This window comes from Amycolatopsis sp. NPDC051102 (assembly GCF_040682815.1).
Lineage (GTDB): Bacteria > Actinomycetota > Actinomycetes > Mycobacteriales > Pseudonocardiaceae > Amycolatopsis.
The window spans coordinates 1-20,247 of the sequence record NZ_JBFBBT010000045.1 but is presented as its reverse complement, the minus strand read 5'-3'; the positions used below and the strand labels follow the sequence as shown (position 1 = coordinate 20,247).

Genomic DNA, 20,247 nt, shown 5'->3' with positions numbered 1-20,247 from the left:
GACTAATGTCAGTCTTTGTCAGAGCGACCCGGAAGGACAAGCACGATGACGAACGCACGCCCCAGCCGCCGCCAGATCGAGATGGACGCGGTTGACCTGGACTTCGACTTTTTCGCCGACACCACCGGCCTGGCCGGTGACAGCGTCCTGACCGGTGGCTTCGACGGCTTCGCTGATCTGGTCGACCCGTACGCGGGGTTGGCGGAGATCGACGAAGCGCTGGCCAACCTGGACGCCCCGGTGGCGCCGGTGATCTCGCTGCCGCTCACGGTCCGATACGAGCTGGGAGAGGTGGCCTGAGATGCGCAGCAGCACGGTTCGCGGGCTGGCGTTGTTCGCCGCGTTGCAGGCGACGTTCGCCGACGTCCACCCGCTGTGTGACCAGTGGTTGCAGTCCAGCGAGGACGCGGCTGGCAAGGGCAAGCCGGGCCGGGAGGGCGCGAAAAACTGTGCTCGGCACGTGGCCAGCTACACCGTCGGTCAGGTGGGTGCCGCGGTTGCGGTGACGCGGGTGCTGGGGTTCCGAGTGCCGCTGCGGGCGCTGGCCGCGGGCACGGCGGTCAACGCGGTCACGCACTACGTGATCGACCGCCGGGCACCGTTGAAGGCGCTGGCGCGGCTGGCCGGGAAGCAGGGCTACGTCGAACACGCGACGGTGCAGCGCCGCGACGGCGTGATCGACGAGACCGGGCCGGGGACCGCGCTGACGGAGCTGGACCAGGCCGTGCACCGCGCGATCGGGGTGGCCGCGTCGCTGCTGACCACCTGGGTGGCGCTGCGCTACGGGAGGCAGTCGTGAGGGACCGCCTGTCCGTCCCGGCCACGTTCGCCTGGCTGCTGGCCACCATGCCGGCTGCCTCAGCCATCCGCGAGGACCGGGAGCACTGGCTGGACATCGCCTTCCACACGATGGTCGGTGAATTCGACGGCCCGCACGGGCTGACCGCGATGCGCCTGGCCCGGGTGTTCCGGGCGGAGCTGGCGGCCACTCGGGAAGAGGCCGCGGAAAGCCCGTCGGCTTTCGCCGCCTGATCCCTGCACCACCTGTTCCCGCGCGATCCGCGCACCAATTTCGCGTTTCCGCATTCGTCTCGGGGCAGCGCCATGCCCGCTCCCGGCTCGACTTACCTGAAAGGACCGCTCATGACCGCCACGCTGCCCACCGTGCTCGCGGCCCGGTTCCGCGCCCTGGCCGACACGCTGACCCGCAACGCCGCGGTCCTCGCGGCGGCCGGGCTGCCGGAGCTCGTGACCGGTGTCCGGGTGACGGTGTACGGCGACGTCGCGGCGCAGCTGCGGCTGCTGGCCGAGGCCGAGCAGGACCACGCGCAGGGCAACCCGCTGGTCGTTGCGGTGGCCGAAGTCGACCTGGCGGTGGGGACGGCGCGCCGGTTTCAGGCGCTGGCCGGCCTGCTGGCCGCCAACGCCCGGGTCCTGACCCGCCGCACCGAAGACGCGGTGATGCACCGCCGGGCCGGGGTGTACCGCGACGTCGCGGCGCAGCTGCGGCTGCTGGCCGAGGCCGAGCTGGAGAACGCGGTGGCGCACCGCCCGCGCACCAGCCGGCCGCCGCGATCGAACGCCACCCCGGACAGCCCGATCGCGGCGAAAGCCGCGGTCCGGGTGCCGCGGGTGCGGACGGAGTTCCTGGAGGCGCTGGTGACCGCGATCGCGAAGCGGCGGCGCGCGGGCTGGTCGGTCGCGCGGCTGACGCTGTGGCTGCGCACCACCCTGCGGGACCCGCAGACCGATGCGGTCCACCCCTGCGCACAGCGGAGCTTCGTCTCCTACGTCACCGGGCTGCTGGCCGGGCCACGGTCGGCGCGTGCCCTGCGGACCGCCTGAACCCGAGAACCGCACAGCGCAAACCCGTTGCACCGCAAAGAAATACAGACAACCCACCGCGCACGTCGACCAAGAAGGAGAGCCGTCATGGCGCTGAGCGACTTCTTTCACGTCAACCCGCAGATCGGCAAAAACGCCGCCCAGCTCGACTCCGAGATCCGCGAGGTTGCAGCCGAAACCCGCAAACGCGTGCTCAACCACAACGACACCGAAGACCAGGAAGCCCGCACCCACTTCCTGCGCGAGGCCCGCGGCCGCCTCAACTGACTGTGCCAGCCCCCTCTACTTCCTGAAAGGACGGCACCTCATGTCGTTGATCGGTTCGTGGGCGGCGAAGATCGCTGCTCGTCTCGATGACCGCCACCCGGTGTTCTACGCCGCGGACATGGTCGCCTTCACCTTGCGCGACCTGGTCTGGCACGTGCTGGTGATCCAGCGCGGCTGGGATCCCTACCAGGGCGCCCTGGCCCTGCCCGGTGGCCACGTCGACCCGGCCGAAACCGCCGGAGAGGCGGCAGTGCGGGAATTCACCGAGGAAACCGGCTTGGTGGTGCCGGAGGGCACGTTTGTGGACCAGGTGGGGGTGTTCGACACCCCGGGCCGGGACCCGCGCGGCCGGTACGTCTCGATCGCCCACGGCGTGATCCTCCATGGGGCACCGGATCCGGTGGCTGCCGATGACGCCGCGGCTGCGGAGTGGATGCCGGTGCGGGTCGCGGTGCGCGTGGCCAACGCGGGCGGGTTCGCCTTCGACCACGGCCACATCCTCGCCCGCGCCATCCACCAGCTCGACCCGGTGCGCGGCTTCGGCACCCGCGCCCCCGGTGAGAGGGGTTGGCGATGACGCAGCTGCGCTTCCCGATGTCGGTCTGGCTGCTGGGCCGGGGCCTGATCGAAGGGTTCTGGGAGTACGCCACCACGGACCCGTGGGCGATCACCCTGCACCTGGACGGGCAGCACTGGATCTTCGCCCGGGACCTGCTGCGCACCGGCCTGGCGGAGCCGGCCGGGGACGGCGACGTGCACGTCATGCCCGACACCGGCGGCCACGCCGGACTGCTGAACATCCTGCTCCGCTCGCCCTCGGGGACGGCGCGGCTGCCGGTGGCCCGCGACACCGTCACCAGCCTGCTGGACGCCGCCTACGCCCTCGTGCCCGACGGCCAGGAAGCCCGGACCGTCGACTGGGACCGCGAATGGGTGCGCCTGGCCGAAGGCCCCGCCGCCTGAACACCCCTCTCACCACCGTCCTCAGTGGAGGCCCCATGTCCATCACCACCACAACTCACGCCACCCTGCCGAAGCCCTCGACCGCCGTCGCCGACGAGGAACCGTGGTATCCGCCTCCGGCGGCCACGATGACCGTGCAGCTGGCTCAGCAGATGGCCTCGACCGCCTACCAGCAGGCCGCGCAGCGCGTGGCGCGGCTGGTGCGGCAGCTGCTGCCCCAGGCCGCCTGCCCGGACGACCGGATGCGGCTGCTGTTCCTCTACGCGGCCGAGGAAACCTACCTCGCATCGGTGTTCCCCGCGGTCCACCACACCCACCCCGAGCAGTGGCAGCCCGGCATGACCGCGCACCGGCTGGCCGCGGAACTGGCCGGGATGATCGCCACCGCCGAGGAAGCCATCGCCACTCACCAGCCCTACCGCCCGGGTGGATTCGACGTGGAGACCGGCTACGTCACTCAAGCGATGGCGCACTACGTGACCGACCCGGCCCCGGCCAGCCGGGCCGGAGTCCTGGACGCCCTGGCGCAGTACCTGCGCACCCACCAGTTCCCTCCCCGCGCGATCGACCTGCTCACCAACACCGCCGCGGCGCTGCGGGTGACCGCGATCAGCGGCAACCCCCGCCTCCCCGCCCCGCCGGCCGCCGCTTGAACGCCGGGAATGTCCGCCGCGACCACCAGCGGTAACACGGCAGAGCCGCCGAAAGCCTCTGCCCGCCAACGAACCAGAAGGAAGAACAGTGACGAACGTGTCTTTCGAACAGCTCGCCGGCCAGTTCGCCAACCTCGCCAACCAGGTGCCGCGCCGCCCCCTGGCCAAGGCCGTCGTCGCGATTGAGGACCTCGGGGCCGACGCGAAGCAGGCACTTGAACAACTGAAAACCGACGGGGTGGCCATCATCGGTCCGAACAGCAGCGGCCAGTGGGTCAACGTGGTGAACGCGACCATCACGGCAGTCGACGAAGTGGATGCCGCGGTCACCGCGCAGCTCAACAAGCTGACCGCCGAATTCGGTGCCCTGGAGCAGGCGATCGGAACGATCGCCAACCGAATCAGCCAGGGCCCGGTGCTGTAAACGACGACAACTTCACGTCCGCCCTTCATTCCCTGGACGAAAACCGTTATTCCGCACGGCAAATACCTGCCTCACTGCCGATTCGAAAGGCATCGTGATGTCCATTCAGGACCAAGTCGCCCGCCTCAACACCGTCGCCCAGAGCATCCCGTTGGGCGCACTGCGGCAGCTGTCGGAGTCCACGCTGCCGCCGGAGGTGCTGGTCGCCCGCAACGGGATGTCCGGTCTGGGTGCCGCCGTGATCGAGATCCTCGGCAACACCCACGACGCCAGCCAGGCCCAGCAGTTGCTCAGCCACGCCATCGCGATGCTGGATCAGGCCGCGCAGGCCCACCAGGTTCTGCTCACCCACTACAGCAAGGCGCTGACCTCGGCCACGCGCGCGCAGCAGCACATCGAGCACGCCGTCATGTACCACGGCCACGGCGCGGGGGCGTCGTGACCGACCACAGCGGATCCGACCTGTTCCACCAGGTCACCGACGTCGACCGCCGACGGTGGCAGATCCAGGCCCACGCCACGCTGGCCACCGTGCTGCAGCGGGCCAGCACGGCCGGGCTCGCGCCGCTGCACTGGAACCTGGGACCCGCCGGCCAGCTGCGCGGCACGGTGAACGATCTCGGCCGCGCGGCCGAGGAGGTGGCCGGGATCTACACCGCGTGGGCCGAGTTCCTGCACCTGGCCATCCGCCGCGCCACCCCCGGCAGCCACGGCACCGTGCACCACTGGGCCTTCGGCGACCTGCCCGACCGCACCGGCCACCTCGGCCATCCGGTCCTCATCGTCGCTGATCTGCCACCCACCGCCGACATCGACCCGACCACCGAGGAGTGCTGGCCATGACCGGACCCGAGCACTACTGCGAAGCTGAACGTCTCGCCGGGGAGAACGGCGAGTGGTACTACGCCGACCCCGAGCTGGTGCCCGCGATCCTCGCCCGCGCGCAAGTGCACGCCACGCTCGCGCTCGCGGCGGCCACCGCGTCGGCTGGCCGGATGCCCGGCAAGACCGCGCAGGCGTGGGACAAGACCACGGGCGTGACGAAGTGACGTCCACATCGGACGCCCCGCGCGCCGACCGCTCCTGAACCACAACGAATCGGAGGACCGATCATGGCCGACTTCTCCAAGCTGTTCCCCCGCCAGCAGCGTGCCGGGATCACCACCCGCACCACCGTCATCGACGACCTGGAACGCCGCCTGAACCAGATCACGCGCGGCGCCGCCCGCGCCGGGCAGCTCACCACCGCCCGCGAGTGGCTCCGCTCCGCCCGCGCCGAACTGGCGGCGGTCACCAGGGCGGGCGGCAAGGACGGGTTCGACGACCTGGACCAGGCCATCACCGACCTGACCATCGCGGTCACCGCCGCGGAGACCGGCCGGCGGGGCAGGCGATGAGCCGCGCCGACGAACCCGCCGACACGGCGGCCACGGTGCTGCTGCTGCGGCGGCTGGTGGAGCGCAACGGAACCTGGGTGCTGGTCCAGGTCTTCGCCGCGATGGCGGTGTGGCTGGGACTGCACCTGACCCGCGCGGTGCTGGTGCTGATCGTGCGGCTGCTGACCGGGGCGATGGCCCGAGCCGACCGCTACACCACCACCGCGGTGCTGACCGAGCCGCGCGGGCGGATCAACCACTACTTCGACGCCCACGACAGCACCGGCTACGACCCGCACCACCACGACCCGCGCTACCGCGGGGACACCAGCCCGTCCGGCCACGGCCCGCCGGGACCCCGGATGCATTGGGAGGCAGCACATGCGTGACTTCGGAGCCCAGTTCGACACCGAGATCGACGACCTCAAGACCCGCGCCGGACGCCCCACCCGGGAGGTGGGGGCACGGGAGATGGCCGCGCTGCTGACCGAAAGCGCGGAGCTGCTGCCCGGACTGCTGCTGGGCACCGCGACCTTCACCGTGGTCGCGCTGCTGACCACCGTCGCGTGGCTCACCGTCGGCGCGGTGGTGCTGGCGGTCGCGCTGGGGCTGCGGGCGTTGTGGCACACGGCGTTCCTGGTCCGCGCCGGGCTGGCCCACCGCGACCGGCTGGCCGCCACCGCGGCCGAGCTGGACCGCCTGGCCGACGAGCACGGCATCGACCCCGAGAACAGGTGGTGGTGAGCATGGCCGCAGACACCCGGGCACGCACCCGGCAGGAAGCCGCCGTCGCGTGGTGCGGGGCGCACGTGATCGAGCTGGCCGGCGTCAGCGTGCCGCTGATCGGCGGGGTGGTCCTCACCCCGTGGCTGGAGCTGGTGGCCGCCGCGCTGGCCGGGCTGTGGGCGGCCAACGAGATCCGGCTGCACCGCACCACCCGCGACGCCCGCCGGGCCGCCCTCGCCACCAGCCCCGCCCCGCACCAGCTGGCGCCCGCCAACGACTCGACCGCCCCGGCCCCGGCCGAGGGCACCGACCGGAAGGAGGCCAAGGCATGAGCACCACAACGACGGCCGAGGGCCACGCCGACCTCGACCGGACCCTGACCGAGATCGAACGCCAGCTGGCCGTCAACGACCTGCCCGCACCGCAGGAACCGCTACCGGCCGAGCCGGAGCCGGCGCCTTCCACCGAGGACGCGTCCGCACCGGACCCGGTCGGCGGGCGCCGGGGCTGGACCACCCGGCGGTTGCGGCGGAGCGGGAACACCCGCCGGGTGCGGCGGCGCGCGGCCGAGCACGCCGAAGCGCACCGGCTGCTGGCGCTGGAGTCCGACCCGGCCCCGTTCCAGGTGACCACGGACAAGGTCCGCACCCGCCGCAAGGCCGTCGAGCAGGCCGCCGCGCTGTGGCGGCTGGACCGCGACCCGCGTGTCCTGGCCTACCGCGACTCCCGGATGCGGCGGCTGGTGCTGGCGGTGGCGCTGACCTCGCTCACCCTCGCCCTGGCGTGGTCGACGGCCGGAGTGCAGGCGTTCGCCGCCGAAGGCGCCCCGACCGGGAGCCCGCGGTGGTGGTTCGCGTGGCTGGCCGAACCGTTCTGCTCGCTGGCCCTGCTGATGGTCGTGGCCGGCCGCGCCTACCTCACCACCCGCGGCCACCCGCTCAACGACCGCGCGGTCGACCGCACCGAGTGGGTGTTCCTCGGCCTGACCCTCGGGATGAACGCCTGGCCGCACCTGCCGGGCGTGGCCGCCGACTTCACCGTCTCCAGCCTGGTGCTGCACCTGCTCGGCCCGATCGTCGCGGTCGCGGTCGTGCGGTGCCTGCCCCGGCTGCTGGCCGCCTTCGCCGGGCTCACCTTGCCCGGTGCGGACGCCGGAGCGGCCCCGGTCACCGCGAGGGGGGAGGGCGGGACCGAGGCCGCTTCCGGCGAGCGTAACCAGGCGGCCGCCACCCTGCTGCCTACCTCACCCACCCCCGTCACCACCACAGCGACCGACACGACCACCGCCCCGGCCGTCCGGGCGGCGGCGGCCCGGCGGACCACCACGGCGCGGCGCACTGCGCGGGCGACGGTCCCGGAGCCCAAGCGCCGCAGTCCCGAGCAGCTGGCCGCGGAGTTCGACGCGGCGGTGGCCAGTCCGCCGGCCGGGTTCGACCCGACCAACGGCGAGGCGATCCGCCGGACCCTCAAGTGCGGCAAGAAGGCCGCGACCGAGCTGCGCAACCGCTACCTGTCCGAGTCCGGCGGTAGCGACTGACCCACCCCCGCACCGCGCGGGCAGGGTCGAACCCTCCCGTGCCTGTGGCGGGGTTCGGTCCTGCCCGCGTGCTGCATCAGTCCACGCACGAAAGGGCACCACGCGATGACCCCCACCGACCACCACGACGACGAGAACGCCACCCCCGAGTCCACGCGCGAGTCCGCCGGGTCGGTGCGGGACCTGGCCACCGTCCATCCCCTGCGCACCTGCCCCGACCAGCACCAGTCCACCCCGCCCGGGACGGTCGAGTCCGCCTCACCGGCGATCGAGGGGGAGATCGTCACCGACGAACAGTGGCGCCTCTACACCTCCCAGAAAGCGCAGATGGAATGGCGCCTGGCCGAGTACAAGCGCCAGGCCCTGTGGCTCTCGACCACCGCCCGGACCGCGGTCACCCACGAGCGGACCGTGTCCACGCTCAAGTTCGTCGGCCGCAACGTCCTGGTGTACCCGACGCTCGGGGCCGTGGTGGCGTGCAAGCGCTGGCGCGACACCCACGGGTCCAGCCGCTACGAACGCATGATGCGCGCCGCGGAGCTGGCCGGGGACCACGAGAAGCTGGCCGAGTGGGAGGCCCGCGACGTCACCGAGAAGCAGCGCCGCCACGACCGCGCGATGGACTGGGTGCAGTCCCCGATCCAGCTGGCCAAGGCCGTCGCCCTGTCCACGGTGTCGGCCGCGGTCCTGCTGCTGGTCCTCGGGGTGATCCTCGCGGTCGCGGGGAAGGGCGACGTGCTGGACCCGATCACCGGGGTGATCGAGGCGATCGCGTTCTGCGTGTGGTTCGTCATCACCTACGGCGCGTTCCTCGCGATCGCCGGGACCGCCGGGGTGGCCACCTACCTGTGGAACCTCGGCCGCACCTCCCAGTCGGTGCCGCAGCTGTTCCGTCCAGCCTCGGCCCGGCTGGTCGACGACGTGATCATCACCCCGTCGATCGTCGTCACCGCCCTGCGTGACCTGCGGATTTCCGAGCTGCGCCGCAAGATCGAGCAGATGGAGGACGGCGGCGCGGCGATGCTGTCGCCGATCCGGCTGGCCGGCTGCGGAGTCGAGTTCGACGTCCACCTGCCGTCTGGTGTGGACACCGAGGAGGTCAAGCGCAAGCGGCGGAAGTTCGCGGAGAACATGGGCCGCCACGAGCACGAGGTGTTCCTGTCCACCCCGCCGTCCCCGCGCACGATCCGGGTCTGGGCCGCCGATTCCGGGGAGCTGGACAAGCCGATCGGGCCGTCTCCGCTGGTCACGGACCCGACCATCACCGCCGACCTGTACACCGGCCGCGCCCCGTGGGGGCTGGACCTGCGCGGGGACGCGGTCATGATGTCGCTGCTGCAGTGCCACCTGCTGATCACCGGGCTGTCCAAGCAGGGCAAGACCGCTTCCCTGCGCGCGCTGGCGTTGTGGCTGGCGCTGGACCCGTCGGTGCAGCTGCACATCGCCGACCTCAAGGGCATCGGCGACTGGCGGATGTTCAAGCCGGTCGCCGAAACCCTCATCGAAGGCCCCACCGACGCCCACTGCATTCAGGCCACGGAGCTGCTGGAATGGGGTGTCGAGGAGATGGAACGGCGCCTGCTGGCTTTCGACGGCGACAAGTACCGCAACGGCGTCCCGCGGGAACTGGCCAAGCCGGGCGGCCCGTTCGCGCCGATCGTGCTGCTGGTCGACGAAGCGCAGCAAGCGTTCATGAACCCGGCGGTGGACGACCAGAAAAACCCCTACGGCGGGCAAACCAGCAAGTCCCGGTACTTCATGGCCGCCCGCAAGATCCACAACCAGGGCCGGGCGGTCAACGTCGTGCTGTGGGAGGGCACCCAGGACCCCACGGACCAGAACCTGCCCAAGCTGGTCCGCGAAGGCGCCCACGTCCGCGCGGCGCTGGCGCTGGGCACCGAGTCCCAGTCCCGGATGGCGCTCGGGGACAAGGCGGTCGACGGCGGCGCGGCGCCGCACGAACTGCGCTCTGGCCTGGACAAAGGCACGTTGGTGGTGGCCGGGGAAGGGGTTCCGCTCCCGGCCGGCCAGGCGTCGATGACCGTGCGGACGCACTTCATCGACGGCGACGACGCCGCCACCGTGATCGAGCGCGCCGTGGTCATCCGCGGCGGCGCGAGGGCCGAGCCTGCGCAGGTCGAGGCCACCCCCGAGGTCCGGGACGTGCTCGACGACGTCGCGGAGGTGCTCGCTGGCCGGGACTTGAAGGCCACCGACGTGGCTGCGCTGCTGCGCAAGCTCGCCCCGGGCTACGCGCCCTACGCCGAACTGACCGGCAAAGCGCTGAAGGAACTGCTGGAAAACGAAGGGTGCCCGGTCCGCCGCAAGGACGGGATTGTCACTGTCAGTGCTCGATACGTGAGTGACGCCATCGCCGACCGCGGTCCGGTCGAGGGCGCCTGACACCCACCCTTCACACCGCGAAAAACGGCCGTTTGCGGGCGTCCGCGACGGGCGCGCACTTGATGCACTTCGCGCACTTCAGGGGAGATCACCGCAGCTCAGGCCAAGGGCATCGGTCAAGGGCGCCGCAAAGTGCATATGCACTTTCCCGACGGCGACGCCCTTGGCGGCGCCCTTGCCTCGCACTTGGTGATCACGCCTGCCGCGGCACCCCCGATGAACACGAACAGTCACCGACTATGGGAGGTTGTCATGGGTTTGTTCAGCAGCGGCATTGCTACCCGCGACCGCAGGGCCGAGCGGGAGCAGGCCGAGGCCGAGGCCACCGCGGCGATCGCCGCGCACGAGATCGGGAACGCGATCGGCTGCGCCGCTGGCGGGATCGCGGTCCGCTACGTCCGGCTAACCGGCCAGGGCGGACAGGTCTCCCACGCCGAACCCGACATGCACGCGGCCTGACCGTGTTGACGGTCGCTGCCGCGGTGGCCGGATGCCGGGACTCGACACCGCCGTGCTCAACCACTGCTGAGATCACCTGTCCAGAAAGGACGGCCCGATGAATCCCCACATGTACGCCGAAGTCGCTTCCGTGCCGGGCGTGTGGTTCGCCGCCCTGCGTCCGCGATCCGGCACCCCGCAGCAGACGGTGGTGGCCGCGCTCACCGACGCCTGCACCGACCAGGTCCCCGTGTCGGCGCTGGTCGCCGACGACCGCGGCGGCGTCAACGAAGTGATCCTGACCCGAGACCCCAGCATCACCCATGGCACACCGACCACCGCCGACTGCGTCGCCTTCGCCCGCGACCTGGCCGACACCCACGGCTGGACTTACGGGGTGGGTTTCGGCCGCGCCGACGGCCCGTCCGCGGGACGTGACCTCGCGGCGGCCGGGGTGATCGTGCTGATGGGGCTGCGAGAGGGCTACTTCCGTGACGCCACCGAGTACGGCGTGCGGGAGGTGCACGAGCGGCTGGCGCTGCACCACATCACCGTCTACCAGCTGCACACCGGCTGGCTGTTCTCCGCTCGCCGTCTCGCCGGTTCGGTGCGCACCCACGACGAACCCGCAGCCCTGATCCGGGTTTCGGCGGCCGACCTGCCGGAGCTGGCCGGCGTCGCCTTCTCGTTCGGGCAGATGCGGCTGATCGTCGCCGACCTGGACGACGACCGCACGTACGTGCTGCGCCAGCCCCTCGAACACATCCGCTGACCAGCCGGGAGGTGAACCGGCGTGGCGGGCAAGGAGAAGTACCGCGCGGCCGAGGTCACCGCGTGGCTGACCGAGCACACCAGCGCCGACACCACCACCGCCCGCCGCGCCGCGCGGACGGTGGCCGCCGCGTGGAGCGGCAGCGAGTTCTACGCCTCGGCTGCCTTCCCCACGCTGGTGCGGCTGCTGCGCGCGGCCGGGGAGCCGCCGTCGGATGTGGACCGGCTGGCCGGGGCGCTGGCGCGGGCGTTCGGTGTGCACCTGCACGACGTCGCGGCCTGGGACCCCCGGCCCGACTGGCGAAAGGAGATCCGCGCATGACGAGTGAGGCCCAACGCGCCGCACTGGAACGGGTCGCGCTGGCCATGGCCGGCAGAGGGTGGGCGGTGTTCCCGATCATGCCCAACCGCAAGTGGCCACCCGCCTGGCACCGCAAGGACACCTGCCCCGGGCGGGGGCCGTGCGCCGCGGGACACGTGACGCCGGAGTCGCTGGCCACCACCGACCCCGAGCTGATCACGCGAGTGTGGGCGACGGTCCCGTACAACGTCGCGGTGTTCCCCGGGAAGTCCGGGTGGCACGTCATCGACTGCGACGTCCGCAAGCCCGATGAGCCGCTCGGCCCCGACGGCTGGGACGAACTACGGGCGCTGGCCGGCGAGCGGGGTGGGCCGCTGCCGGACACCTGGACCACCTCGACCCCCAGCGGCGGACGCCAGCTGTGGTACCCGGTGCCGCCCGGGGTCCGGCTGGGCTCGACGGTCAAGTGGATCGCGGCGCATGTGGACACCCGCGGCTGGGGCGGCTACGCCCTCGCCCCCGGCAGCGTCCGCGACGACGGCGCGTATGAGCTGCTCGACGACACCGAAGGACCGGCGCTGCCGGGGTGGTTGGTCCAGGCCAGCGTCAAACTCCCGCCAGCGGCCAACTCAGGGCGCACCCAGATGCCCGTCGCCGCCCCGAGCGCGTACGCGGCGAAAGCCGTGCGGGACGAGTGCGCCCGCGTCGCAGCAGCGCCCTCAGGGCAGCGAAACAAGACCCTCTCGACCGCCGCCTACGCCCTCGGCCAGCTCGTCGGCGCGCGGCTGCTGGACAAGCACTACGCCCGCACCGAGCTGCGGGCCGCGGTCGCCGCCTGGAACACCCCCGACTCCGCCGTCAAAGACGACGGGGTGATCGAGACGTCGCTGGCGGCCGGGATCGACAACCCGCGCCGCGTCAACCGGAAGGAGGCCGCGTGAGGGCCACCCTGTACGCCACCATCGGCCCGGCCGGCGCCGGGAAGACCACCTGGCGCCACCAGCACGCCCCGCCCGGGGCCACGGTGATCTCCCTCGACGAACGCCGCGCCACGCTGTCGCCGTGCGGGTGCTCGGCCGACCCGTCGGTCAACGCCGCCGCGGTCGAGAGCGGGACCGCCGACACCCGCGCGGCACTCGCCGCGGGCGGGACGGTCGTGTGGGACGTCACCAACTACCTGCCCCGGCTCCGCGCCCATCTGCTCGACCTGGCTGCGGAGTTCGACGCGGCCACGGTCGGGCTGGTGATCCTGCCGCCGCTGCTGACCGTGCTGGCCCGCAACGGCCGCCGCGACAGCCGGGTCTGCGCGGTGTGCGGGACGGCGCGGCGGGTCCCCGACCCGGTCGTGTGGGCCATGCACAACGCGATCACCGGGTCGCTGCCGGACCTGCACCGCGAGGGCTGGCACACCCTGCACTTCCTGTCCCTGCCGCCGTATCTGCACCACCGACACCACGGAAGGAAACCCTGATGGCCGCCATCGTCCACCGCTGCACCTGCACCCACCTCGACAGCCACCACCGCGAACACCCGCTGAAGGACGACACCCGCCCGTGCCTCGCATCGCGGTGCGACTGCGCGGACGCAGATCCTCAGGCACCGGAGGTCATCCCGACCTGGCGGGCGGCCGGCCCGACGGCACAGGCCGAGCCCGACCCGGTCGTGATCGAGCCCGGCACGCTCGACGGCCCCGGGCTGGGGCGGCTGTGTGACTGCGAGGACTGCTGGAGCCTCTACAACGCCGGAAGCGAGGCCGCGTGATGACCTCCACTCTCACCGCGCCCGAGGACCGGCAGGTGCCCGAGCGATGGCGCCGCTACCCGCGCACCCCGGTCCCGGCCGAGCAGACCGCCCTCACCTCGCTCACCCTCGCGCTGACCGCGGGCACCCTGACCGTCGCCGGGGAAGCCACCCCGGTTCCGGGGCTGCTGCTGGCGCCGCACGTGGCCGGCGAGCCGTTGCGCTACACCGGCAACTGGCGACTCGTGCACGCCGGATCCGGGCTGAGCGTCTGCCCGGCCGTGCCGATCGCCTACGCCCGCGAGGCAGCGCAGTGGTACGCCCGGACCGGGATCAACTGGGACCGCCCCGGCGCGGACCTCGCCGACGACCCGGCCGCGCAACGACTGTTCTCCGCGTTGATCACCGAACTGGAGGATGCCCGCCACGACCGCCGGCCGCTGATCTACGCCCGCACCTCGTGGGTGACGTGGCCGCCGCTGTGGCGGGCCTGGCGCGGCGGCACCCCCGATGACGAAGGGTTCCTCACCTACGCCGACGCCGCCGCGCTGGCCGAAGACCTCGGGTGCGGCGCCGACGACGAGGCGCAGATCCGCCGGGACACCCACTCGCCGGGCTGGGCACTGCGGTGCGCGGCACCGTCGTGCGGCGACGGGCACGCCTGGTTCTTCGACGGCTGGGACGCCTACACCACCCCGCACATCGCCGGGCGGGCCGAGATCGAGCGCGACGCCCGCGCCGTCGGCTGGCGTGAGCACGACCGGCACCACTGGGTCTGCTCCGACTGCACCGACCAGTACCGCTGACCACATCGGACAGACAGGGCCGGGCACCACGCGTGCCCGGCCCTTCTCGTGCCCGCCTCCCGAAAGCGAGCCTGCGCCATGACTACCACCCACCCGATCGTCTCCCAGCACACCGCCGCCATCCTCGCGCGGATCGCCACCGAACGCGCCCGCCAGGACGCCCTGTGGGGCGAACAGAACCACCCCGACGGCACCGGCCCCGACGTCGAAGTGGCCGGGCTGAGCCGCCGCGCCGCCGACGCCGCCCACACCGCCCGGTTCACCACCGAGATCGCCCGCGCCGAAGGCCGCCTCACCTGGCTGCACATCCTGCGCGAGGAGGTCTACGAAGGCTTCGCCGAAGCCGACGCCGCCGACCTGGTCGAGGAGCTGATCCAGGTCGCCGCCGTTGCGGCCTGCTGGGCCGAAGCGATCGAACGCCGCACCACCGTGGAGGTCCGCTGATGTACACCGTGACTGACTTGTTCTGCGGAGCCGGGGGTTCCGGGCTCGGGGCCACCGCCGTGCCAGGGGTCCGGCTGGTGATGGCCGCCAACCACAGCCCGGAGGCGATCGAGACCCACCAAGCGAACTTCCCCGACTGTGACCACGACTGCGCCGACATCTCCCAGGTCGAGCCGCGCCGCTACCGCCGCACCGACATCCTATGGGCCTCCCCGGAGTGCACCAACCACTCCATCGCCAAGGGCAAACGGCGTGCCAAGAACCGCGACCAGGGAGTGCTGTTCGGCGACGAGGACGAGGAGGTGCCCGACCACGTGGCCGAGCGGTCACGGGCGACGATGTGGGACGTGCCGCGGTTCGTCGAGGCGCACCGCCACGACGTGGTGATCGTGGAAAACGTGGTGGACGCGGCGAAGTGGGAGCCGTTCCGCGCATGGCTGTCCGCGATGGACTGCCTCGGCTATGACCACCGGGTCGTCTCGCTCAACTCGATGCACGCCCCGGCGATCGCCGTGCCGCGCGCTCCGCAGAGCCGGGACCGGATGTACATCGTGTTCTGGCGCAAGGGCAACCCTGCCCCGGAGCTCGACATCCGGCCGGCGGCGTGGTGCCTGGTGTGCGAGGCCGAGGTGGCGGCCGTGCAGTGGTGGAAGCCCGGCCGCGACGTCGGCCGGTACCGACAGCAGTACCTCTACCGCTGCCCGAACAGCGCATGCCGCAACGCCGTCGTCGAACCGTACGTGCTGCCCGCCGCGGCCGTGATCGACTGGACGCACCTCGGGGAGCGCATCGGCGACCGCCCCAAGCCGCTGTCGGAGAAGACGATGGACCGCATCCGGGCCGGGCTGGAGCGCTACGCGCGGCCGATGACGTTCGAGGCCACCGGCAACACCTTCGTCCGGCCCGGCTCCGGCTACCCGCGAGGTTGGCCGGCGGACTGGCCGACCGCGACCCTGACCACGTCGCAGACCCGGGCGTTGCTGGTGCCCTCAGGCGGCACCAGCAACGAGGACGCCCGCCCGGCCGGTGATCCATTCCGCACCCGCACCACGAGCGAGTGGGAAGGGCTGCTGGTTCCGCTGGAGGGCCGCGAGGGCAAGCACGCCGCCAGCACCGACGACCCGATGCGCACGCAGACCGCGCGGCACGAGACCGCGCTGGTGGTCCCGTACTACGGCACCGGAGTGGCCCGCCCGGCCGGACGGCCGATGCCGACGATGACCACCGTGGACACCGCCGGGCTGGCGTTCATCGCCGAACTGCGCGGCGGCGGCTCCGATGCCCGCGACGTCCGGGAGCCGCTGGCGACGGTGTGCGCGTCGGGCAACCACCACATGCTCGTGCGGCACAACTCGAGCACCGGTCCCGGCGGTGAGATGTGCACGCCCGTCACCGAGCCCGCCCGCACGCTCACCACCACCGGACACCAGTCGCTGGTGGGTTGGCCGGATAGCGCGCCGGCGGCCGAGGACTGCACGTTCCGGATGCTGTCGGTAGCAGAGGTGCAGGCCGCGATGGCGTTCACCCCGGACTACGTCATCACCGGCAGCAAACGCGTCAAGGTTCGCCAGCTGGGCAACGGCGTCACCCCGCCGGCCGCCGAATGGCTGGTGGGCGCGGCGGTCGCCTCGCTCGAACGTTCCCACGGTCGCCGCCGCACAGCGGCGTGACCGGCTCTGCCGCCGCCCCGGCCCATCCGGCGGGGCGGCGGTGTTCGACCAGCACGACGGAAAGGAACGCCATGGCCAGTACGAATTCGCAACGCCTGTGGTCGGTCGGGCCCGGTGGCCGTCCGCGGCTGCGGACCGGGGCCGCGCCGGAAACCATCCGGGTCCTGACCGCCGCGCTGGACGGCCGCATCATCCCCGACACCTACGTCTCCGACGGCGCGCCCGTCGTCGTCGAGCAGATCTCCGGCGCGGCCGACCCGACCGCCGGAGACGACGACGTCGCGTTGCCGGTCACGGCGTCGGTGCTGAAACCCGCGCTGCTGGCCAATTTGCTGGCGACCCACACCGACGTGATCCAGAGCAAAGTCAACGAGAAAGGCGACACCTACGACGTAGAGGTCTCACCGCCCACCAACGTCCTGAACGCCGTGCTGGCCGGGAGTTCCTGGCCGGGTCTTCCGGTGCTGCGCCGGATCATCTCCACTCCGGTGCTGCGCCCGGACGGGACGCTGCTGCAAACCCCCGGCTACGACCCGGCGACCGGTTTTTACCTGACCGCCAACGGCCACCTCGACCCGATCCCGGACCGGCCGAGCGCGGCGCAGGTAGAGGTCGCGCGGGAATTCCTGCTGGAACGGTTCCTGCGGGACTTCCCGTGGCGGTCGCCGGCCGACCGGGCGAACTACCTGGCGTTGCTGGTGACGCCGCTGATCCGGCCGTTCACCAACGCGCTGTCCCCGTTCGGGATGATCGAGGCGTCCATGCCCGGCTCCGGCAAGACGATCCTTGCCGGGTGCGTCGGGTTGTTGGTCGGGCAGCGGGTGCTCACCTGGACCGACTCCGATGAGGAACTGCGCAAGTCGATCACCACCGTGTTGTCGGATTCGGTGGGGGTGGTGGTGTTCGACAACCTGACCGAAGGGGAGATGGTCAACTCCGCGGTGCTGGCTCGGCTGGTCACCGAACGCACGTGGTCGGATCGTCGGCTGGGCACCAACGTCTCGAGCAACTTCACCAACGACCGGTTGTGGCTGGCCACCGGCAACAACCTGCGCACCGGCGGGGACATGGCCTCCCGCACGGTGTGGGTACGGCTCGATCCGAACTGCCCACGCCCGGAAGCCCGCACCGGGTTCACCATCCCGAACCTGGATTCCTGGATCCTCGACCCGGTCAACCGGGCCACCGTGCTGCGCCACGTCCTGACTCTGGTGCTCGATTGGACGGCCAACGGTGCGCCGATCGCCGGCAACGTCCCGCAGATGCGGCAGTTCACCCGCTGGGCCCAGTACCTCGGCGGGTTCCTGGCCCACCACAGCGTCGGCGACTTCCTCGACAACGCCGACGCCGGCCGGGGCCTGGATGAGGACCACGCGGAGTGGTACGCGTTCCTGGCCACCTGGCGCGACCTCTACGGCAGTGAGCCGGTGACCGCGCAGCAGCTGCGCTCGGACGCCGAACCCGAGTACGGCGCACCCGACCGGTGGAAGGGGACGTTCCCGACCACCGCCGCGGGCAAGCCCCTGACCCCGAAGTCGCTGGGAAAGAGGCTGGCAGGGCAAAAAGACCGCTGGCGCGGCGACCTGGTGTTACGCAGCGAAGTCGATCCGCACACCAAGATGAAGCTCTACACGGTCGAGCGCGGCACCGATTCGAGCTGACCTCCGAACCAAACACCGCAAACACCGCAAACACCGCAACCTGATCTAGAAAGTGGCTCTGAACAGGAGAAACGGTACTGCGGTGTCTGCGGTGTTTGACCTCCGACCAGGAGATCCTAAACACCGCAAATACCGCAGCCTGCGGTGTTTGCGGTATTTGGCCATCCGGCGCTCGACCCCAAACACCGCAAGAAGATCTCCAGGTCAGAGGCCACTTTGCGGTGTTTGCGGTGTTGCGGTGTTTGGTTCCGGCCTTCCACACCTGAGCCGCCTGCCTCTCTGCCAGCCGACCTAGCTCGACAACCACGCAACGTAACCAAAGGTGCCGTCCGGCCTGTGCCCGGCGGCGCTTCACCATGCCCGCCCGGCGGGCGTTCTGGAGGTGCAGTCATGGCGCAGCAGCGCAACTTCACCGGTTCACGCCAGCTCCTCAAGATCAGCGAGGTCTGCGAGGAGTTGGACGTGGCGGAGTCCACTTTCTATGACTGGCGGGCAAAGGGCCGCGGGCCGCGATGCATCAAGTTGCCGAACGGCAGTGTGCGGATTCGTCGCGCCGTCTTCGAAGCCTGGCTTGAAACCCGAGAGGAGGCCGCGTGATCAGTTCTTCGTACAACGTCCGCGTGTGGGCGATCGAGACTCGCCGTAATACGGCCGGCAAGCCCACGAGCTACCGCGTGCTGTGGAGGGTGGACAAGAAGGACTTCAAGGAGTCGTTCAAGCTGTACGCGCAAGCGGACGGCTTCCGTGCGTCCTTGCTGGCCGCGCAGCGAGCGGGTGAGGCGTTCGACGTCGTCTCCGGGCTCCCCCCGTCGCTGACCCGGCCGGCGGGGGATATGAGCTGGTACGCGCTCACGGTGGCCTACATCGACATGAAGTGGCCCGATGCGGCGGCGACTGCGCGCCAGACGATGGCCGAGGCGCTGATCCGCGTGATGCCGGTGTTCGTCAAGCGGGACAAGAACGGTCCGGACGCGAAGGTGATCCGTTCGGCGCTGCGGCAGTGGGGATACAACACCGAGTACCGCACCAACCGGGCGATGCCAGAGGACGTCCGGAAGGTGCTGAAGTGGTTGGAACGCAACACAATGCCCGTGCGGGCTGCCGTGGACCCGGACGTTCTGCGAGCCCTTCAGCGCGCCGTCACCAGGCGGTTGGACGGGAACAAGTTCGCCCCGAGCGTGGCGCGGAAGACCCGGGGGGTCTTGTTCAACGCGCTGGACTACGCCGTCGAAAAGAAGCTGATCGACGCGAACCCGCTGCCGTCGGTGAAGTGGACGGCGATGCCGAAGGGCAAGCGGAAGGTCGACACGAGGGCCGTGCCGAACCCGACGCAGGCGCGGGCGTTGCTGTCCGGCGTTGGTGCGTTGCCGCGCAGCGGGCCGCGCCTGGAAGCATTCTTCGGCTGCATGTACTACGCCGCGCTGCGTCCCGAAGAGGCGGTATCGCTGAACAGGCGGAACATCGCGCATCTGCCGGATCCAGTGTGGAACGACCACGTCGGCGAGTTCGAGTACGGCTGGGGCAAGTTCCGCCTCGACAGGGCCGAGCCACATGCCGGAGGCAGGTGGACCGACAGCGGGAAGCCACGCGACGACAGGCCGCTGAAGGCCCGGGACGTAGGCGATCAGCGCATCGTCTCGTTCCCGCCGGACCTGACCCGGCTTCTCCACCGACACATCCTGCTCTTTGGCTATGGCCCCGACGGCCGCCTGTTCCAGGCCGAGCAGGGCGGCGAAATACCGATGATCACATACACCCGGGCCTGGCGTGCGGCGCGCAGGATGGTGCTGACTGAGGAGCAGCAGAAGTCGCCGCTCGCCGCGCGGCCGTACGACCTGCGCCACGCCGCGGTAAGCACTCAGCTGGTGGCGGGAGTCGACCCGGCGACCATCGCGGCTTGGGCCGGCCAGTCGGTTGCCGTGCTGCTGGAGATCTACGCCGCGTTCTTGGACGGGGGAGAGGAGGCGAACCAGGCCCGGATCGAGAAGATCCTCGCTCGGTAGCCGGGTGCGGCTCCGGGCGGCGTCTACCTGATGCCCGACGCGCTCCCGTGGGAACGCATTGGGAAGAGACACCCGTGTTTGGCCGTGAATGGCCGTAGCCAGCCGGAGGACGGGAAAGACCGCTTCGAGCACGAAAACGCTGGTGAGGAGCGGTTTCTCCCGCTCCCGTAAGGGTGCCCTCGGCAGGATTCGAACCTGCGACACCTGCCTCCGGAGGGC

General features: G+C 71.2%; 30 protein-coding genes. All 30 read left to right on the top strand.

Going from position 1 to position 20,247, the window contains the following annotated elements; genetic code table 11:
- Nucleotides 1–45 precede the first annotated feature (45 nt).
- The gene (locus AB0M93_RS48575; RefSeq protein WP_364288360.1) at nt 46–300 is read left to right on the top strand and encodes a hypothetical protein; all 255 of its coding nucleotides are present in this window, start codon (nt 46–48) and stop codon (nt 298–300) included.
- A 1-nt stretch (nt 301) separates the two neighbouring features.
- Nucleotides 302–799 (top strand): transcriptional regulator, encoded by a 498-nt coding sequence (locus AB0M93_RS48570; protein WP_364288357.1) that lies wholly within the window; start codon nt 302–304, stop codon nt 797–799.
- Entirely contained in the window at nt 796–1,032 is a 237-nt protein-coding gene (locus AB0M93_RS48565; RefSeq protein ID WP_364288354.1) for a hypothetical protein, read from the top strand. The genes AB0M93_RS48570 and AB0M93_RS48565 overlap by 4 nt, the downstream gene beginning before the upstream one ends.
- A gap of 111 nt (nt 1,033–1,143) precedes the next feature.
- Complete coding sequence (locus AB0M93_RS48560; RefSeq protein WP_364288351.1) at nt 1,144–1,845, top strand: hypothetical protein; 702 nt, start codon at nt 1,144–1,146, stop codon at nt 1,843–1,845.
- Nucleotides 1,846–1,932: 87 nt separating this feature from the next.
- On the top strand, nt 1,933–2,112 hold the full coding sequence (locus AB0M93_RS48555; protein ID WP_364288348.1) for a hypothetical protein: 180 nt from the start codon (nt 1,933–1,935) through the stop codon (nt 2,110–2,112).
- A 40-nt stretch (nt 2,113–2,152) separates the two neighbouring features.
- Complete coding sequence (locus tag AB0M93_RS48550; RefSeq protein WP_364288345.1) at nt 2,153–2,689, top strand: NUDIX domain-containing protein; 537 nt, start codon at nt 2,153–2,155, stop codon at nt 2,687–2,689.
- Nucleotides 2,686–3,075 (top strand): SsgA family sporulation/cell division regulator, encoded by a 390-nt coding sequence (locus AB0M93_RS48545; protein ID WP_364288342.1) that lies wholly within the window; start codon nt 2,686–2,688, stop codon nt 3,073–3,075. The genes AB0M93_RS48550 and AB0M93_RS48545 overlap by 4 nt, the downstream gene beginning before the upstream one ends.
- Before the next feature lie 35 nt (nt 3,076–3,110).
- Complete coding sequence (locus AB0M93_RS48540; protein WP_364288339.1) at nt 3,111–3,728, top strand: hypothetical protein; 618 nt, start codon at nt 3,111–3,113, stop codon at nt 3,726–3,728.
- Nucleotides 3,729–3,816: 88 nt separating this feature from the next.
- Nucleotides 3,817–4,152, top strand: coding sequence for a hypothetical protein (locus tag AB0M93_RS48535; protein ID WP_364288336.1), 336 nt, complete (start codon nt 3,817–3,819; stop codon nt 4,150–4,152).
- Between the two features lie 97 nt (nt 4,153–4,249).
- On the top strand, nt 4,250–4,594 hold the full coding sequence (locus AB0M93_RS48530) for a hypothetical protein (RefSeq protein WP_364288333.1): 345 nt from the start codon (nt 4,250–4,252) through the stop codon (nt 4,592–4,594).
- Complete coding sequence (locus tag AB0M93_RS48525) at nt 4,591–4,995, top strand: hypothetical protein (protein ID WP_364288330.1); 405 nt, start codon at nt 4,591–4,593, stop codon at nt 4,993–4,995. Before AB0M93_RS48530 ends, AB0M93_RS48525 begins: the two co-directional genes overlap by 4 nt.
- Nucleotides 4,992–5,201 (top strand): hypothetical protein, encoded by a 210-nt coding sequence (locus AB0M93_RS48520; protein WP_364288327.1) that lies wholly within the window; start codon nt 4,992–4,994, stop codon nt 5,199–5,201. Before AB0M93_RS48525 ends, AB0M93_RS48520 begins: the two co-directional genes overlap by 4 nt.
- A 63-nt stretch (nt 5,202–5,264) precedes the next feature.
- The gene (locus tag AB0M93_RS48515; protein ID WP_364288324.1) at nt 5,265–5,549 is read left to right on the top strand and encodes a hypothetical protein; all 285 of its coding nucleotides are present in this window, start codon (nt 5,265–5,267) and stop codon (nt 5,547–5,549) included.
- Nucleotides 5,546–5,917, top strand: a complete 372-nt coding sequence (locus AB0M93_RS48510; protein ID WP_364288321.1) for a hypothetical protein — start codon at nt 5,546–5,548, stop codon at nt 5,915–5,917. Before AB0M93_RS48515 ends, AB0M93_RS48510 begins: the two co-directional genes overlap by 4 nt.
- Nucleotides 5,910–6,272, top strand: a complete 363-nt coding sequence (locus tag AB0M93_RS48505) for a hypothetical protein (protein WP_364288318.1) — start codon at nt 5,910–5,912, stop codon at nt 6,270–6,272. The genes AB0M93_RS48510 and AB0M93_RS48505 overlap by 8 nt, the downstream gene beginning before the upstream one ends.
- A 2-nt stretch (nt 6,273–6,274) precedes the next feature.
- A complete protein-coding gene (locus AB0M93_RS48500) occupies nt 6,275–6,586 on the top strand; it encodes a conjugal transfer protein TraH (protein WP_364288315.1) in 312 nt (103 codons plus the stop codon).
- Nucleotides 6,583–7,791 (top strand): conjugal transfer protein TraI, encoded by a 1,209-nt coding sequence (locus AB0M93_RS48495; protein WP_364288312.1) that lies wholly within the window; start codon nt 6,583–6,585, stop codon nt 7,789–7,791. Before AB0M93_RS48500 ends, AB0M93_RS48495 begins: the two co-directional genes overlap by 4 nt.
- A gap of 105 nt (nt 7,792–7,896) precedes the next feature.
- A complete protein-coding gene (locus AB0M93_RS48490) occupies nt 7,897–10,194 on the top strand; it encodes an FtsK/SpoIIIE domain-containing protein (RefSeq protein WP_364288309.1) in 2,298 nt (765 codons plus the stop codon).
- A gap of 252 nt (nt 10,195–10,446) precedes the next feature.
- On the top strand, nt 10,447–10,653 hold the full coding sequence (locus AB0M93_RS48485; RefSeq protein WP_364288306.1) for a hypothetical protein: 207 nt from the start codon (nt 10,447–10,449) through the stop codon (nt 10,651–10,653).
- Nucleotides 10,654–10,750: 97 nt separating this feature from the next.
- Nucleotides 10,751–11,404 (top strand): hypothetical protein, encoded by a 654-nt coding sequence (locus tag AB0M93_RS48480; RefSeq protein WP_364288303.1) that lies wholly within the window; start codon nt 10,751–10,753, stop codon nt 11,402–11,404.
- Between the two features lie 21 nt (nt 11,405–11,425).
- Entirely contained in the window at nt 11,426–11,725 is a 300-nt protein-coding gene (locus AB0M93_RS48475; RefSeq protein WP_364288300.1) for a hypothetical protein, read from the top strand.
- A complete protein-coding gene (locus AB0M93_RS48470) occupies nt 11,722–12,645 on the top strand; it encodes a bifunctional DNA primase/polymerase (protein ID WP_364288297.1) in 924 nt (307 codons plus the stop codon). The genes AB0M93_RS48475 and AB0M93_RS48470 overlap by 4 nt, the downstream gene beginning before the upstream one ends.
- Entirely contained in the window at nt 12,642–13,175 is a 534-nt protein-coding gene (locus AB0M93_RS48465) for an AAA family ATPase (protein ID WP_364288294.1), read from the top strand. The genes AB0M93_RS48470 and AB0M93_RS48465 overlap by 4 nt, the downstream gene beginning before the upstream one ends.
- On the top strand, nt 13,175–13,465 hold the full coding sequence (locus AB0M93_RS48460) for a hypothetical protein (RefSeq protein ID WP_364288291.1): 291 nt from the start codon (nt 13,175–13,177) through the stop codon (nt 13,463–13,465). Before AB0M93_RS48465 ends, AB0M93_RS48460 begins: the two co-directional genes overlap by 1 nt.
- The gene (locus tag AB0M93_RS48455; protein ID WP_364288288.1) at nt 13,465–14,250 is read left to right on the top strand and encodes a hypothetical protein; all 786 of its coding nucleotides are present in this window, start codon (nt 13,465–13,467) and stop codon (nt 14,248–14,250) included. Before AB0M93_RS48460 ends, AB0M93_RS48455 begins: the two co-directional genes overlap by 1 nt.
- A gap of 78 nt (nt 14,251–14,328) precedes the next feature.
- Entirely contained in the window at nt 14,329–14,694 is a 366-nt protein-coding gene (locus AB0M93_RS48450; protein WP_364288285.1) for a hypothetical protein, read from the top strand.
- Entirely contained in the window at nt 14,694–16,364 is a 1,671-nt protein-coding gene (locus AB0M93_RS48445; protein ID WP_364288282.1) for a DNA cytosine methyltransferase, read from the top strand. The genes AB0M93_RS48450 and AB0M93_RS48445 overlap by 1 nt, the downstream gene beginning before the upstream one ends.
- Nucleotides 16,365–16,435: 71 nt before the next feature.
- Nucleotides 16,436–18,025, top strand: a complete 1,590-nt coding sequence (locus AB0M93_RS48440; protein ID WP_364288280.1) for a hypothetical protein — start codon at nt 16,436–16,438, stop codon at nt 18,023–18,025.
- A 390-nt stretch (nt 18,026–18,415) separates the two neighbouring features.
- Nucleotides 18,416–18,622 carry a helix-turn-helix domain-containing protein gene (locus AB0M93_RS48435; RefSeq protein ID WP_364288277.1) on the top strand — a complete coding sequence of 69 codons (207 nt, stop codon included), beginning with the start codon at nt 18,416–18,418 and terminating at the stop codon, nt 18,620–18,622.
- Nucleotides 18,619–20,028: a hypothetical protein gene (locus tag AB0M93_RS48430; RefSeq protein ID WP_364288274.1), complete on the top strand. Its 1,410-nt coding sequence runs from the start codon at nt 18,619–18,621 to the stop codon at nt 20,026–20,028. Before AB0M93_RS48435 ends, AB0M93_RS48430 begins: the two co-directional genes overlap by 4 nt.
- Nucleotides 20,029–20,247 lie beyond the last annotated feature (219 nt).